Here is a 16,089-nt window from a genome sequence, read left to right on the forward strand (position 1 = left end):
TTTACGGTGAATGGCTCGTAGCCGCCTCTGAAAATCACATCGGGATTGTCACAGGTGCGTGACATCACCCTGTGTCCAGTTGCCGTCCACCAAACGCCAGGCCTCGCAGGGGTTTTTATCCTGCAGCAGTGGGGGCAGGCGGTGTGGGCGCACATTGTCGTAGCACTCAAGCTTGCTGAATCGTTGCAGCGAAGCGGGTATACCCACCGCGGTGAATCCGGGGTGGCCGGAAGCGGGGTAGGGGCCGCCATGGTTCATCGCAGGCGAAACCGCAACACCCGTTGGCATTTTGTCGTTAAGTAGGCGGCCAACCTTGTTGCGCATTACCGGTTCCAGCTGTTCGTAGTCAGCATCGTCGGTTCCGTCTGCAGCCGTGTAAAAGCAGCCCGTGAGGTTCCCTTCCAGGCGCTCCAGGATTTGCCGGGTTTCCACGGTACTGCTGCTGATGATAAGCAAGGCAGCGTTGCCAAAAGCTTCCGTTTGGAATCCGTGGGGGTTCTGCAGAAACTGCTGGCCGTCGGCGATGAGCAGTGTGTTCGGCTGGCAGCAGCGGTTTGGATCTGCGGTATTGGCGGCGGTCAGGCATTCCGCTCCGGTATCCTGCAGCTGGCGTACCGCACGCTTGAGACTGTCCTCGGTACCTTTATTCAACAGGGTGCCCACTGGAGCCTCATCGAACAGTGCCGCACACTGGCGCACGAAGGTGTCGGCGGTATCGCCCTTGGGAAGAATGACCAGCCCAGGGTTTGTGCAAAACTGGCCGGTACCCATAAGGCAGCTTGTCGCAAATTCCTCGGCGATGGCCGGGCCCCGTTGCTCCAGTGCCCCCTTTAGAATCAAGACCGGGTTGATACTCGAGAGCTCGAGATAGATCGGCTTGCCGGCTTCGTCCGCGGCTTTCTTTAGCGCCAGGCCGGCGCTTTGTGAACCGGTAAATGCACTCGCACCAGTTCTCTGGTCACTTACCAGGCGCAAGCCGTCCTCTCTTGCCGTGCCATAGAGCATCTGTACGGTTGCGGCAGGCAGGCCAGCCTCCTGTAGCGCCGCAAATGCGAGCCTGGCGAGCTTCTGGCAGGTGTGTGGATGAGCCGAGTGCGCCTTGGCGATCACCGGGTTTCCTGCCGCGATCGCCGCTGCGAAGTCGCCGCCTGCGATGCCGTTAAATGCCAGGGGGAAGTTATTCGGGCCAAATACAATAACCGGGCCGATCGGCGCGCGCAGGGTGCGGATATTGGCGCTCGTGTCCAGCGTGGCCTGTGCCCAGCCGCCGGTGCGGGCCGCTGCGGCAGCCTGGCGAAGCTGGTTTGTTGTGCGCGGGAGTTCCACATTCAACAGTCGCGGTTCGAGCGGCAGACCGGTTTCCTCGTGCGCAATCTGGCAGATTTCCAGAGCCGCACTTTCAATTTTGTCGGCGTAGCGTTCCAGGAAGACGGCTCGGGATTCCCCCGGCAACTGCTTCAATGCGTGCGCAGCCTGCGCTGCGTGCTCGAGCGCTGCGTCGCAGTCGCTCCAGCTGGATACAGGGAAATAAAGTTCAATGGGCGTGCGGGTAGTTGGATTGAGCGGCTGAAAGCGGCCGCATTCGGCCGCTTGACGCCACTCACCCGCTACCAGGATAGGGGCTGTGTACATCGCAAATTCTCCACTCATCCTGCTCAGTTGATGGTCGGGCGGGTAGCAATGGCCTGGCGGATTATCCGCAGTACTTCCTCGCGCTCTTCGCCGCAAATGGGGAGTCGTGGATTGCGGCAAAGTTCGCTGCCGTAGCCACATTCCTGAACCGCGAGCTTGATGTACTGCACCAGCTTGGGTTTGGTGTCCAGGTGGAGGAGGGGGGTATACCAGCGGTAGACTTTGCGAGCCTCTCCCAGTTTTCCGCTGGTGGCGAGATCCCAGAGCAGGCGGTTTTCCTGTGGGAATGCGTTCACCAGTCCGGATATCCATCCGTGTGCGCCAAGCGCGAGGCTTTCCAGGGCCAGGTCATCGACGCCGCAAAACAGAACAAAGTCATCATCAACCAGGTTGGCGATATCTGTCAGGCGCCGCGGGTCATCGGAAGCTTCCTTGACCGCGACAATGTTCGGTATCTGCGCGAGTTCGGCAACCGCTTCTGCGGATACGTCGACGCCGTAGCAGGCGGGGTTGTTGTAAACCATTACCGGCAGGTCGGTAGCCTCGGCGACACCGCGGATGTGCGCGACAATTTCACGCCCATCGGCTTTGTAGGACATCGGTGGTAATACCATCAGGCCATCAACGCCTGCGCGCTTGGCGGCGCGGGCAAATTCCTGTGCCTGGGTTGTTGTGTACTCGGAGACGCCAGTCAATACAGGTACTCGTCCAGCGATGTGTTTTACGGTCGCCTCCAGTATCGCAAACTTCTCCGCCTGGCTAAGGGAGCAGTTTTCCCCAACAGTGCCGAGCATTACCAGGCCGTTGATGCCGGCATTCAGCATCACCTCCAGGTGTTCCAGGGTGGCCGGAATATTAATGCTCTCGTCGGCGTTGAACTGAGTAGTAGCTGCGGGGAAAACGCCACTCCAATTGATCTGCATTTGACTTCCTCATCATTGTTGCGCGGTAGGGATACGGCTCGGACGCAGTTCGCAATAAAAAGCGCTTTGCCTCTATGTGTTATTGTGTACAATAAATAACAATTTCCAGTGGTGTCAACTGGATTTTTCGGACACGCCCTTAATCCGGTGCTGTGTCGCTGCAAGCCCAACTTCTATGCCAACCAACTCGGAACTCCAATATATGCAACTGGCCGATCTATACCCCCAGCATATTGATGAACTCATCCTGCGCCATGAACGTGCGTTGACTACTTCAGGCTATAAACGGGTTGTGATCTATTCGGGTGCTGCCAAACTCCCTTTCCTGGATGACAACCACTATACGTTCAAGGTGAACCCCCATTTCAAACACTGGGTTCCCCTGCTTGAGCATCCGCACTGCGCAATTGATCTCAAAATCGGGGAGAAACCCAAACTGATCTATTTCCAGCCGGAAGATTACTGGCACAAGCCGCCTGCGGATCCGCAGGGCTATTGGACGGATTTTTTTACTCTGGAGCTGGCCACCTCCATTGATGAAGTCAAAGCGGCATTGATGGGAAGTCTCGATGGCTGTGCATTTATCGGTGAAGACCGGGATATGATGCCCGCGTTGCCCGATGAACAGTTCAATCCGCCAGCAGTGATTGATGAGCTCCACTACTACCGCGCATACAAGACGGCCTATGAGGCCGAGTGCATGCGCCGCGCGAACCTTATGAGTGCGGCGGGTCACAACGCCGCGCGGGACGCATTTCTGGGCGGCGGCACTGAACTGGATATCCATCATGCATACCTGCGGGGAGCCGGTGTGCTTGAGGCGGAACTGCCTTATGTCAATATCGTTGCCATGAATGCCCACAGCTCGATCCTTCACTACCACGGTGCCGACCGTGAGCCTTTGGACCGTAACGATATCCATTCGCTGGTGATCGACGCGGGCGCGGATTTTCAGGGCTACGCCAGTGACATCACGCGTACCTACGCGTTCCGTGACGGTGAGTATGCCGAGTTGGTGACGGCGCTTGATGGCGTGCAGCGGTCGCTCGTTGATAGCGTTGAGATTGGGAAGAACTTCTCGGATCTCCATTGGCTGGCCCACTTGAAGATTTCGCAGATCCTGGAGCAGTTTGGCTTCGTGCAGATGCCGGCTGAGTCCATCGTCGCTGAGGGCATCAGTAATATGTTCTTCCCGTGTGGACTGGGCCACTTCATCGGCCTTCAGGTCCACGACGTGGGTGGCTATCAGCTGGCTCCCGGGGCACCCGCCAGGCTGCGGGATCCACGGGCGCCGTATTTGCGTTTGGCACGGGACATAGAGCCGGGGCAGGCGGTCACCATTGAGCCGGGCATCTACTTTATGGATATGCTGCTTGGGGAGCTGGCACGCTCCAGACACAGCCGGTTGGTAAACTGGGACAAGATCGAGAGATTCCGCCAGTATGGCGGTGTGCGGGTTGAGGACTGCCTGCTGGTTCACAACGACAGGGTTGAGAACCAGAGCAGGGAAGCCTTTGCGGCTCTGGAAAAGCGCGGTTCCGCCGATATGAGCCTCGAATCTTCGGAAGCAGTGACTTGATACCCGGTGTTTTCCTTGCAATAGGTGACGTTAACGATGAACAAGACCGATAGCGAGGGGCTCAAGGTTGGCACGCTGGTCGTTGGTGCGGGCATAGTCGGCACCACGATCGCAGAGCAACTTCAGTGCCGCGGCCATGATGTGATGTTGCTGGATCGCGATGAGCCCGGCAGGGGATGCTCGTTCGGCAATGCTGGCCATTTCGCCACCGATGTAGTGCTGCCCCTGGCAAATATGCAGACCATTTTGAGCCTTCCCAAAATTATTCGGGATCCTCTGGGGCCTTTATCGATTCGTTGGTCGTATCTCCCCAAGATCCTGCCATGGCTCGCGCGGTTTGCCGTGGCCGCATTGCCCCACAATGCGCGTGCGTCCTGCGACAGCCTGCGGGCACTGAATGGCCGATCGATCGAGAGCTACGACCGGCTGTTGAAGCGCACCGGACTCACAGACCTGATGACAAAAAATGGCGCCCTGACGGTATATGAGGCGGCCGCTTCGATTGACGCAAATGCCGGCTCAGTGGCGTTACTCAAGCGCTTTGGCGTCGACGTTGAATTGAAAACTGGCGACGAAATACGCGAGTTGGAGCCCGCACTCAGCCAAAAAGTCGCCGGTGGGCTCTATTTCCCGAAGACAGCGCACAGTGTGAATCCTTTTCGCCTGGTTTCCGCGCTTGCCGAGGTTTTTCGTGCACAGGGCGGAGCAGTGGTTCAGGGCGAAGTCGTCAAGATTTCGCCGCGCGAGGGCGGGGGCTGTGATGTGATTCTGAACGATGCGCGTCGCCTGTGCGCTGATCGCGTTATCGTCGCTACCGGGGCTTGGTCGAAGCCTCTGGCGGCCCAACTGGGTTACCGGGTACCTCTCGATACAGAGCGGGGCTATCACCTGATGTTACCCGAAAGTGATTGCGCTGTTTCACGGCCTCTGGTGTCGTATGAGCGCGCATTTGTGATGACGCCGATGGAAGAAGGATTGCGGTTGGCCGGAACGGTCGAACTGGCCGGGTTGGATGCAGAGCCAAACTATCAGCGCGCGGATATACTTTTCCAGCACGCCCAGGCGCTCCTGCCCCAGGCATCACGAGAGGGGGCCACGCAGTGGATGGGCTTCCGCCCGTCGCTGCCTGATTCCCTCCCGGTTATCGGTGCCGCGCCAAAACACCGTGACATCTACTTTGCGTTTGGGCATCAGCACCTGGGCCTGACCCAGGCCGCCGTGACCGCTGAGCTGGTTGCGGATCTCGTCGAAGGCAAGGTTCCGGAGATTGATCTGAATCCGTACGCGATTTCCCGCTTCGGTTTACTGTGAGCGTGCATTGCCCGGTTTTCCGGGCAATGCACTAGGTAAGCAGCACGGTATTGGCGGCGGCGTTAAAGCTCGATCAATTCTTTTGGAAACGAATTCAGTACTTCGATCCCGCTGGCGGTTACCAAAACATCATCCTCAATCCTCACGCCCCCCCAGCCTGGAATATAGATTCCCGGCTCCACTGTCATAACAAACCCCGGCTCAAGAACTGTATCGTCGCCCGCAGCAAAGTAGGGCTTTTCATGGGTTTCCAGTCCAAGCGCATGTCCAAGCCCATCGCCGGCGAAGCGTCCATAGGGGCTATCGCACAGGAACCGGCTGACAATATCCGCTGGCTCAGAGCAGGTGGTTCCGGAAATTACGGCATCCAGCCCCAGCTGTTGGGCCTCTTGCACCAGGGCATACACCTCCCGCTGTTGAGCAGAAGCGCGGCCTATCACGAAGCTTCGCGTCATGTCCGAGCGATAGCCATTCACCACGGCGCCAAAGTCGATGGTCAGCAAATCACCACTCTGCAGAATGCGTTTACTGGGCATCCCGTGAGGTCGGGCACTGCGTGGGCCAGAGGCGAAAATCGTTGGGAATGCCAGGCCTTCAGATCCCAGTTGCATCAGGGAAGATTCCAGCATCAGCGCGGCTTCGCGCTCCGTCACGCCGGGTCTGAGCTTCGGCAGCAGCAGTTCGAGAGCCTGGTCGCCAATCCGGGCTGCTTCGCGTATGTCATTCTGTTCTGCTGAATCCTTGATACGGCGAAGCCTTTCAATGACATCGGCGACCGGCTTGGTTTCCATCGTCAGCTCTTGTTCGAGTGCGAGCCACTGCCCGTGCATAAAGTGGTGTTGTTCAAACCCCAGCCGTTTCAGGTTCTCATTTGAGGCGATGCGGTTAATCAATTGGCCCAGAGATTCACGGGCGCGGTCGCGAACAACGACGTCTGTTGTGGTGGAATGGCACTGCTCTTCGGCCTGCTCGCCAAAGCGGTAGTCTGTGATCAGGTATTGCTTGTCCTGTGTTAGCAGTAACAATGCAACGTTGCGCTCTTCACTTGCGAACCCACTGAGGTAACGGATGTTTGCCATGCTGGCGACCAGCAACCCGTCGATGCCCTGTGGGAAGAATTGCTTGCGTGCTTGTTGTATACGTTTCATTGGAAGTGTTCCTGTTGCTTATTTCCAATAGTGCGGCGGTGATACCAGAGCTGGCCTGCGGCCGTTACCAGGGCTAGAACCGAAAATGCTCCCCATAAGAGATCGGGCCTGTTCATCGTCCTGACCAGCGTTGCATATGCCCATCCTGAAAGAAGGCCGGCGATCAGAAATCCGAGCGCCATTGAGAGAAAGTAGTAGCCCATGAATAACGCTGCGCGCTCTGTTGGCATCACTTCAGCGACATACTCTTGGCTTTTCGGTGAGGCGAGCATCTCGCCCACTGAAAACACAATCACTGCCCCGATGACACCCACGCCTCCGGCCAGGAATCCAAAACCGAGCCAGGCAAAACTGGCGGCCATAACGACAGTGCCGATAACGATGAGAGGAATGGAAGGAATGTAGCGGCAGCGTCGGCTGATAAAGATTTGGAGGGCCAGAATGCTCGCGAAGTTAAATGCAGTGATGAACTCAGGACTGATTTGCTGGCCATCCTGGCTGGCAATTGCGTGTCCAATCGAGGGGGAAAAATGTTCGACCTGGTGAAGTATCGGTGAGGTGTCAACAAAGTCCCGGATATACAGCGGCAATGTAAGAAATAGCTGGTTGTAGCATGCCCAGAACCCGGACATGATCAGCAAATAGGCAACAAATGAACGGTCGGTTAGTACCGTTCCTATATCCCGGAATACAGAGTTGAACCGCGCTGAACCTGTAGAGGGTTTCGAGTCCTGGGTGGCGGGGTCCGCGTAAAACTGCAGCAGCAGGAAATTGATCGTTATCCAGAAAGCGGCGACGCTGAAAACCCATTCCCAGCTTATCCCCTTGACCACGCCTGCGATGATCGGGCCAACGAATCCACCGACATTGATCATGGTGTAGAAAATCCCAAACCCGACACTGCGATTTTCGTCTGTTGTGGTTCTACTCACGGTGGCAACGACCAGCGGCTTGAATATCGCTGCGCCCACGGCAACCAGAAGCAACACTGTGAAGAACGGCCAGAACCCCGTCACCTGTCCCAGCAGATAGTAGGCCGGGGTCATTATTGCGAATGCGACAAAGAACATTTTCCTGTAGCCGTAGCGGTCGCCCAATGCGCCGGTAAATACGGGCAGCAGGTACAGGATAAAGGGAATAACACCCTGAATGGTTCCCCTTTCGGTATCGGTAAGTCCCAGTCCCCCAGCAGCAGGGGAGTTGCTCATGTACAAGGAAGAGAGGGTGAAGAAGCCATACCAGGCTAGCCGCTCGAAAATCTCCATGGCGTTTGCCACATAAAAACTGCGAGCGAAATGCGGTGCGTTTTGCTGCGCTTCGGGTCGTTCTGAAACGCTTGGCGCGGTATTCGACGTATCCATGCTGTGGCCTCGATGTTCTTATTGGTTATTTATTGTCATTGTACACAAGGTGTGATTTATTTGATATTGCATGCAAAATGATTTGCGGCGAAATAATAAATACCAATTTGAAATGAGGGTTAGAGACCATGGAAATCAAGAAACGACTGTTGGCAATGGCCATCAGCACCGCTCTCGGCAGCGCAGGCGTATTTGCTGCTGACACCTCAGGCGGCACCCTGAAAGGACAGGTAATCAGCGCTTCCGGAGAGGTCTTGTCCGGCGCCCAGATTACGGTTCGACATTTGAGCAAGGGCTTCACCCGTACGGTCACGAGTAATGCGCAAGGGGAGTACAACCTGAATAACCTGCCGGTGGGAGAGTACTCACTGGAGTTTGAAAAAGCAGGCTACGACCGCGCAGGGGCTCCGCAGGTGCTGGTCAGAATTGGCCAGGCCGTAGTTTTCGACGGGCGCCTGGCACGAGAAGGGGACGTGCTGGAAGTCGTTGAGGTCACAGGTAGTCGGGAGCGGCCGGTGGATACCGGTAGTTCGACCGCCGGAATTGTGATTACTCAGGAAAAGCTGGAGCTGCTGCCGGTAAACACCGGCTTTGAAGCAATGGCTCAGCTCGCGCCCGGCGTGGTTGCGCCCGGTGGGTCTGCCTTTAGAGGGGCTTCAAGCTTTGGTGGCGCATCTTCCGCTGAGAACGGCTATTACCTCAATGGACTGAATGTTGCGAACATCAAGACCGGGCTCGGATCCATCTCTTTACCGTGGGAGGCAATCAGCCAGACGCAAGTCAAAACGGGGGCCATTGATCCCGAATTCGGCGGTGCTCTGGGGGGGATTGTCAATGCCGCGTCCAAATCCGGTACCAACGAGTTCAACTTTGGTTCCCAGCTCAGAATGGATCCGGATTCGCTGCGCGGTCAACACAGATCTTTGCGCGACTCTGCTGGTGAATACGCGATCAATACCGAACAAAATGGGATGGACTTCCAGGAGTTTCAAGTGTGGGGAAGCGGCCCCATAGTCAAGGATAAAGCCTTCTTCTATGCGCTTTTCAGTCCTCGCCAGACGGACGATACCTGGGCCGAAGGCTCCAGGTATTATGACCGCACCCGTAAGGAAGATCGTTGGCTGGTCACTGTAGACTGGTACATCAATGAGAACCATGCAGTGGATTTCACCGCGATCAACAACGAGGTGAACGGACATTACGACAGCTTTGTGTACGCGCCCGATCAAAATGCGATCGGCGAATTTAACGGCAAAACAAAGAGTCGCAGCGGCGGGCAGGTGTATGGTATGCACTATAACGGTCGCTTCACCGACGCCTTGACCGTCGACTTCACAGCGGGTCAAACACAGGAAACCGTATATAACTCGGCGTTGAACAATTTTCCATCGGTATACGACTGCCGTGCAACTTGCGTGAGTTTCAGCAACCACAGTGATTCCACGATCTATGACGAAGACTATGTTCGTGATCAGCTCCGCCTGGATGTCCGCTATGACTTGCTGGATCACACGATCAAGGTTGGTATAGATCACAGTAGTCTCGATGTGTTCTATCAGGAGAACCAGAACGGCGCCGGGGATGCCCGTGGTTGGTGGGAACAACGCCTGGCAGGAATCAACGACCCATCTCTGCAGCCTAGCGGTACGGATCTGGTGCAGCGCCGTATTCGTGTGCGCGGCACAGACTCTACCGTGACGTCTTCCGCATTTTACGTACAGGATTCATGGGAGGTGACAGACACTTTCACACTGAACCTCGGTGCGCGTTACGAACAGTTCGAAAACACTGTGACCGGTGGCGAAGCATTCGTGGACAACGATGGTATTTCTCCGCGGATTCAGGCCGTTTGGGACTTTAACGGCGATGGCAACAGCAAGGCATTTGCCACGTTCGGCCGCTATTACCAACCGGTTTCGGCGAACATGAACATCACCCAGGGGTCCTATTCCCGTGAAACCTTTGATTACTATGCGCCCGGTGCCACGGACGCGAATGGTCGCGTTACGTTGAATGCGGATGGATCTCCTAGCCGCGGTGAACTGCTGCACAGCTGGGTGCGCCAGCAGGGGATTGTGGAACCCGACCTGATTGCGAGCGGCAATCTCGAAGGCATGTATGCAGATGAGTTTACTCTGGGTATGGAAACCCTGGTGCTGGATGACATGGTGCTCGGTGTTCGCGGCATTTACCGCGATCTCAAGCGGTCGATTGAAGACAGTGATATCGGACCAGTGCTGAGCAATTACCTGCAGGCAAATGGCATTGAAGACAACGTAGGGCAGGGCAGTTACTACGTATTGCTCAATCCCGGTGAAGACGTTGATATCAGCTATGATTTTGACGGTGATGGCACCGTGGATAATGTGACGCTGAGTGCCGAGGAGCTGGCCCTGCCGAAAGCGTCGCGGCGCTATCTTGCGCTGGAAACCTCATTGCGCGGCCAGGTGACTGATCGTTTGTTCCTCGATGCATCCTATACCTGGTCCCACAATTACGGAAATACGGAAGGTCTCGTTCGAACGGACAACAACCAGGCAGATCCGGGTTGGACCACGTCTTACGATTATGCTGACCTGATGGATCACAGTTACGGCGATCTTCCCAACGATCACCGGCACGCGTTAAAACTGAACGGCTTCTACGATATTTCCGAGAACTTGACGTTCGGCTTTGTCGGCTCCGTTATTTCCGGGCGGCCTCAAAATTACTTCAGTACACATCCTGTTGGTGTGGATAGTTGCGCTGAATCGAGCCCTTGGAGTGACTGCATCAGTCAATACTACGGAGAAGTGTCGTTCTACGATGAGAATGGCAATCCAAAACCCCGCGGCTCCGCCGGCAACTTGCCCTGGATGAAGCAGCTGGATCTTTCCCTGGCCTATCGGATGCCGTTGTTTGATGGTGACCTGTTATTGAAGGGCACTATTTACAATGTTCTAGATGACGATACCGCATTGGATGTGAATGAGATCCGGACGATGGAGACTGATACAGGTGACGTTGTGTTGAATCCGGATTATGGCCTGACCGAAAGCCGGAATGGTGCCCGCTACTTCAGCCTGGTTGCTCGTTACGATTTCTGACATGGCTAATCTTTGATAACTGCTTATAAGGCAGAACTTAAAATCCCGGCCAAAAGCCGGGATTTTTTGCTTTATTACGGACGAAAAAAAGCGCCGCAGAGCGGCGCGAAAGCAGAGAGGTCCGATTTACTCTCTAGATTGCCCGGGAGGACATGTACCTGTGAGTACGTGGTGAAAACTTAAAAGGCGAAGCGAACCCCGGCATACATATAACGACCAAGCAACGAATAGTTAGCCGATCCATACGACGTGTATGGGTGATCGGTCCAGGTTTCGTCAGTGAGATTGTTCACACCGAGGTACGCCTTCGCCGCTTCGGTAACCTGGTAGCCAGCCCAGAGGTTGTAGTACAGGGAGTTCCTGATCACGCTATTTTCGTAACGCTCAGGGTTGCCATCGAGGTCAATCGGACCTCCCTGGGTGAACTTCGTGGTCAGGTTCAAGGTCAGGTCGTTGAGGTAGTAAGAGGTGCTGAGATCCGCTTTCCACTCCGGAACGCCGAACTCACCTACGTATTCGGTTGTTACCAGTTTACCGGTCAGGTTGTCGGTGGCTGAATATGAGCTTTCCAGCTGGCGTGTGGCGAGCAGGTTGAAGCGTAATTCCCCGGGCAGGCTAATAGCGTCAGCCAGACTGAATCGATAGTCTGCCTCAATATCCACACCAGTACGGCGGGAGCCATCAGCGTTTATGTAAGTGTCGCGAACGGACTCAACGTCGCCATTGGCCGCGCGCATAACCTGGCTGCAGAAATCGTTGTTGATGCTTTCCGAGTCTACGCACAGCGCCAGTGTGTTACTGGCACCGAAGCGCACGATCATGTCGGAGAGGTCGATGTCGTAGTAGTCGATCGAGATATTCAGCCCATCGACGAAGGTTGGGGTAAATACAAAGCCTGCGGTAAACGTAGTGGCTTCCTCTTCCTTCAGATCCTGGTTACCTTCGGAGATAACGCGCCCGCGCTGGCCTTTCAGGTTTGAGTCCCAGTTTCCATCAATACCCAGCGCTGCACAGTTTGCCGCCCGGCGGCCGTCGGCAGGGCCGCCGTTAACTTCGTCTGAGTCGCATGGGTCGGTCAGGTCGCTATAGCCGATACTGGTGCCAAGGAACATTTCGCCGAGTTGCGGGGCGCGTACTGCCATTGAGTAAACGGATCGGAAGCGCAGACTGTCATTGATGGTCCAGTTAATCCCGGTCTTCCAGCTGGTAAAGTTGGCGGTCTCGGTGGAATACTCGGCGCCGCGCACCGCAGCTTCGAATTCCAGAGCATCGACAAGCGGCAGATCCGCAAGTATCGGCACGAGCAATTCACCGTAGGCTTCATGAACGGTTCGGCTCACGTCATCAATGGCGGTTTGCTGCGAACTGAGCACGCCGGATTGCCATAGATCAGAAGGTTGGTAGTCAAGGTTTTCGTACCGCGATTCAAATCCGGCACCAAACCTAGCAATACCGGCGGGAACGTTGAAAAGGTCACCGGTGATGTTTGCGGCAAAGGTATGCTGCTTGACATCCGTAGTCGTGAGATGCGTTGCCATAATGTAATCGTTTACGGCATCAGAAGTGGACTCGAACGGAGAAAATTCCGGGCAGTTGCCGGCGTCGACACATGGTCCGATCAGTGTAAACGTGCTTGAGTCAAACCGGTCAAAGCGGATGTTGTTCCCACGGGTGAGTTCAGTGCTGGTATACCCGCTGTTGACATAGGTGTCCCATCGCCAGCCATTTTCCAGTTCGCCTTCCAGGGTGATGCTGGCCGCGAGGTATTCGCGGTCGGTTTGATGCCAGCGCGGGCCTGCTTCATCAAAAGTGTAAGGAAGCTGTAGCCAGTTATCACCGTAGGCTTCGAGAACGGTCAATACGCTGTCGGGAACCGTAATGTTATTGGCCTGTAAGGTCTCGACTGTTGTCCAGTTAGACCAGATAAAGTCCGGATCAACTTCGTCGTAGGACTGGGTGCCGGAATACATCAGGTCTGCAGCGATACTGGTATTTTCGCTGATTTCATATTGCACTCGGCTATAGCCATTCAGCCGCTCAAAAGGGCTGCGGGCGAAGTTGTACGCATTGGGATCGAACCCGCTGCCATCGGTAACCTTCCAGCCCTGGGATATTGCGCTTGCCGGGGTGCGTAATTCTGCTTCGTCCCCGTTTATTTGATACCAGTCGCTATCGCCAGCCGCACCATTCCATACGCCAAACACATTCCCGCGGATATTGAAATCCTGGTAAGTGATGCTGTTGTGGATGATCTGATCCGGGATGCCGTCGTCTGGGCCGGTATCTTCGGGATTTGGGATATAGCGGCTGCGGCCCGCTGCGTTTTTACGGTCGCGGAAGAAAAGCGGATCCTGCTCAAACCAGTCGAGGGACAAGGCAAAATTTCCGCGGTCATCTGCGAAATTTTGACCAAAGGTGAATGTGATGGATTGGTTTGCGGCGCCTCCTGCGTCGGAGTCGCCGGCCTGGGCACGCAGAGACAGGCCTTCATAATCATTCTTGAGAATGAAGTTCACTACACCCGCCACGGCGTCAGCACCATAAACTGCCGACGCACCACCGGTAAGCACCTCAACCCGCTCGATCAATTCACTCGGGATCATCCCGATCTCTGTCACCATCGTATTGTCGTCGCTGGTGGTCTGAACCGGACGGTGTCCATTGACCAGGGAAAGTGTACGTTTTACGCCCAGATCCCGCAGGTCGAGTACGTTCAGTCCCGAGTTGCCGAACGAATAGCTGCCGCTGGTGGAGTCGTAGCCCGAGCCAAATTGGGGCATGGTGGAGAGCACTTCGTTCAGGTTCAATTCGCCGGTCATCTGGATCGCTTCTTTGTCGATCATGGTTGTAGGCGAGGGTGTATCAAAGGTTGAGCGCTGGATACGCGAGCCGGTTACCACTACTTCTTCAAGTGCGGCATCCCCCAGCAAGTTGGTGTCCACGCTGGTGCTTTGCGCATGCAGAAGCGAACTGTGGCAGGTTGTCGCTGTAATCGCGAGCGTGAGGAGCTTCTTTGATGTGTTCATTTTTTGGTCCCCTAAAACTTATATTGTTGTTGTGTGCAAAAGCATTTAAAGGTTATATCAAAGATGACATGGCACACAATAGCTATTTAGGGTGGTTTTGGCGTTAGGGGTGAGTGGGTCCAGCGCGAGAAGGTAGTTGTTTCGTTAGTTGCGTAAGTTGTGACGGATCGTAAGGCTGTGGTTGAGAGAAGGGGGCGGAGAGACCACCCCCGAGAAGTTTTAGCCAACGTGACGATGGTTTTTACCCGCAACGAGCCGTGCGGGTTGCAGGTAATCCCGGTACAGGTAGCGGTAGAGTCTCCGTGGGTGTTGTTCTGATTGTTCTTCGGTGCCACGCGTCAAAACCTGCTCACCCAGCCAATCGGTGAACTTTGGTTGCAGTGTCGCGGCGAGTATTTCAAGCTGCTTTTGGTAGCCCGTAAAGTCGTCTGCTCGAAGATAGTGTGCGAGCTTCGCCAGGTTTTCACTGTCCTGTTGATACAGGAAGCGAATCGCAAGATAGCTCCACGTGTAGACCCGCGTGCCGCCGTCTTTATATTCGGTGGCAAAGATTTCGCCGAGGGTAGGGTAGTCTGAGGGGAGAATCTTGTTCAGGTCACGCTCGGCGGTTTCATAGTGATCGCCATGGGCGATGTAGTTGGCGAGGCCTTCCGCCCACCACACCATGTGGCTGGGGAAGTGGCCGAAGCCTCCCCGCTTATTGAAGCGGCCGTCCAGGTAGTGGACGTACTCGTGTTCGAGATTCCAGATGCTGAAGTCTGGATCCTTCCAGAAAGCTTCGAATGCGATAAACCGAGCCTGGTTATCCGGCTGTTCAGGAACGCCCTCAAGGAACATTCCGCCGTTATTGGTATCAATGTCGAACAGCAGCGATGCGTATTGGTTGTACTGGCTGTAATTGTCAAAGACGACGACTTCCAATGCATCATTGTGGTCATTGGCTACGGGCTGCCTGTTGCTCGCGAGTTTGCGGTGAAAGTCGTCTTCTTGCGCGAGCAGTGTTCGGCATGCAGCCTCTAGCGCGTCGTTGCTCATCGAATTAGCCCTGATATACAGCGCCGGTGAACAATGGTGCTCTATCGGTAGAGCTTCACGATCACCTGGGAAAACACAGCGCCCGGAAAATTCGCTTTCGCAGGCGCTTTTGCCCCGGAATGACGTGACCAGATAAGGCCGGGTATATAGCTGGCGGCGGGCAGTTTCGCTTAACTGGGGCAGGTCGCGAGCCAGGAGTTTCCAGACGGTCTCGTCGAGGTGTTGTGCGGAATCCTCATCCTGGAGCAAGTGTAGATTTCCGAGGGCCCACAAACTGTGGCTGAGAGGCCAGTCCTGTCCGGTAATAAACGCATTGGTGCCACGCGCGAAGCTTAGTAGTGCGTCTTCGGTGAAGCCGCCAGCCGTTAGGGCTGCTGATATCACCTTGTTACTGCGCGCTTCATAACCCAGAAAACCCAATGCGCGAAAGCCCTCCCAAAGCGCGTACTCTTCCGCCTCGGTTAACACTTTTTCCTGCATCCGGTTCAGTACAGCAAACAGAGCGGGTAAGTGATTGCCAAGGTGGACGTCGAGTGGTGTGCGGTTGTAGTAGCGGTACAGGGTCACCGAGAAATGTTCTTGCAAGCGTGCCGCCCGGTCGTCGAGCGCGGAAAAGGCAGTGTGCTGGCGGAGATTGGTCATTACCTTGTCCAGTGCCAGCCAGTTCAGGTGGTCTAAGGAGCTTTGCTCTCCGAAGTAGCTGTAGGCCCGAAGGTAATAGAGGGACCTATCCAGCAGTTGGAAGTCTGGGGTCTCTTGGGAAAGCTGGCGGTCGAGGGATATGAGCACCTGCCGGAGATTTTCCGGCGTATGGATTTCGCCGGATTCCCAGAGTTCTGTCTCAGTGCTCGTGAGCCATGCAAGTGCGGGATCACGCTGCAGTACCTTATCGCAGGATGTGGTTAGCAATATAGCGAGAATCATACTTGTGAGTAATGGAAGCTGCTTGTTGGGCATGCACTTTCTCCCCTGTCTTATTCTTAAATAT

At 55.4% G+C, this 16,089-nt stretch carries 9 protein-coding genes; 3 read left to right on the forward strand and 6 right to left on the reverse strand.

The window, feature by feature from the left end; all coding sequences use genetic code 11:
• Positions 1–48 precede the first annotated feature (48 nt).
• Together ACNKU7_RS09115 and ACNKU7_RS09120 are read right to left on the reverse strand one after the other, a co-directional pair.
• A complete protein-coding gene (locus tag ACNKU7_RS09115) occupies positions 49–1,632 on the reverse strand; it encodes an aldehyde dehydrogenase (NADP(+)) (RefSeq protein ID WP_418296659.1) in 1,584 nt (527 codons plus the stop codon).
• A 23-nt stretch (positions 1,633–1,655) separates the two neighbouring features.
• A complete protein-coding gene (locus ACNKU7_RS09120; RefSeq protein WP_418296660.1) occupies positions 1,656–2,555 on the reverse strand; it encodes a dihydrodipicolinate synthase family protein in 900 nt (299 codons plus the stop codon).
• 202 nt (positions 2,556–2,757) lie between these two features.
• Here ACNKU7_RS09120 and pepQ point away from each other — a divergent pair, with 202 nt between their 5' ends.
• Both pepQ and ACNKU7_RS09130 read left to right on the forward strand, forming a co-directional pair.
• A complete protein-coding gene (gene pepQ, locus ACNKU7_RS09125; protein WP_418296661.1) occupies positions 2,758–4,134 on the forward strand; it encodes a Xaa-Pro dipeptidase in 1,377 nt (458 codons plus the stop codon).
• A gap of 36 nt (positions 4,135–4,170) precedes the next feature.
• On the forward strand, positions 4,171–5,445 hold the full coding sequence (locus ACNKU7_RS09130) for an NAD(P)/FAD-dependent oxidoreductase (protein ID WP_418296662.1): 1,275 nt from the start codon (positions 4,171–4,173) through the stop codon (positions 5,443–5,445).
• Positions 5,446–5,507: 62 nt separating this feature from the next.
• Here ACNKU7_RS09130 and ACNKU7_RS09135 read toward each other — a convergent pair whose 3' ends face one another.
• Both ACNKU7_RS09135 and ACNKU7_RS09140 read right to left on the reverse strand, forming a co-directional pair.
• The gene (locus tag ACNKU7_RS09135; RefSeq protein WP_418296663.1) at positions 5,508–6,593 is read right to left on the reverse strand and encodes a M24 family metallopeptidase; all 1,086 of its coding nucleotides are present in this window, start codon (positions 6,591–6,593) and stop codon (positions 5,508–5,510) included.
• On the reverse strand, positions 6,590–7,954 hold the full coding sequence (locus ACNKU7_RS09140; RefSeq protein ID WP_418296664.1) for an MFS transporter: 1,365 nt from the start codon (positions 7,952–7,954) through the stop codon (positions 6,590–6,592). The genes ACNKU7_RS09135 and ACNKU7_RS09140 overlap by 4 nt, the downstream gene beginning before the upstream one ends.
• A gap of 128 nt (positions 7,955–8,082) precedes the next feature.
• Between ACNKU7_RS09140 and ACNKU7_RS09145 the strand changes: the two genes are divergently transcribed.
• Positions 8,083–11,040: a TonB-dependent receptor gene (locus ACNKU7_RS09145; RefSeq protein ID WP_418296665.1), complete on the forward strand. Its 2,958-nt coding sequence runs from the start codon at positions 8,083–8,085 to the stop codon at positions 11,038–11,040.
• A gap of 179 nt (positions 11,041–11,219) precedes the next feature.
• On the opposite strand, the gene ACNKU7_RS09150 is transcribed toward ACNKU7_RS09145, so the two are convergent.
• Positions 11,220–14,066 carry a TonB-dependent receptor domain-containing protein gene (locus ACNKU7_RS09150; protein WP_418296666.1) on the reverse strand — a complete coding sequence of 949 codons (2,847 nt, stop codon included), beginning with the start codon at positions 14,064–14,066 and terminating at the stop codon, positions 11,220–11,222.
• 219 nt (positions 14,067–14,285) lie between these two features.
• A complete protein-coding gene (locus tag ACNKU7_RS09155) occupies positions 14,286–16,058 on the reverse strand; it encodes a collagenase (RefSeq protein WP_418296667.1) in 1,773 nt (590 codons plus the stop codon).
• Between the last annotated feature and the right edge of the window lie 31 nt (positions 16,059–16,089).

The organism is Microbulbifer weihaiensis, assembly GCF_048323715.1.
Lineage (GTDB): Bacteria > Pseudomonadota > Gammaproteobacteria > Pseudomonadales > Cellvibrionaceae > Microbulbifer.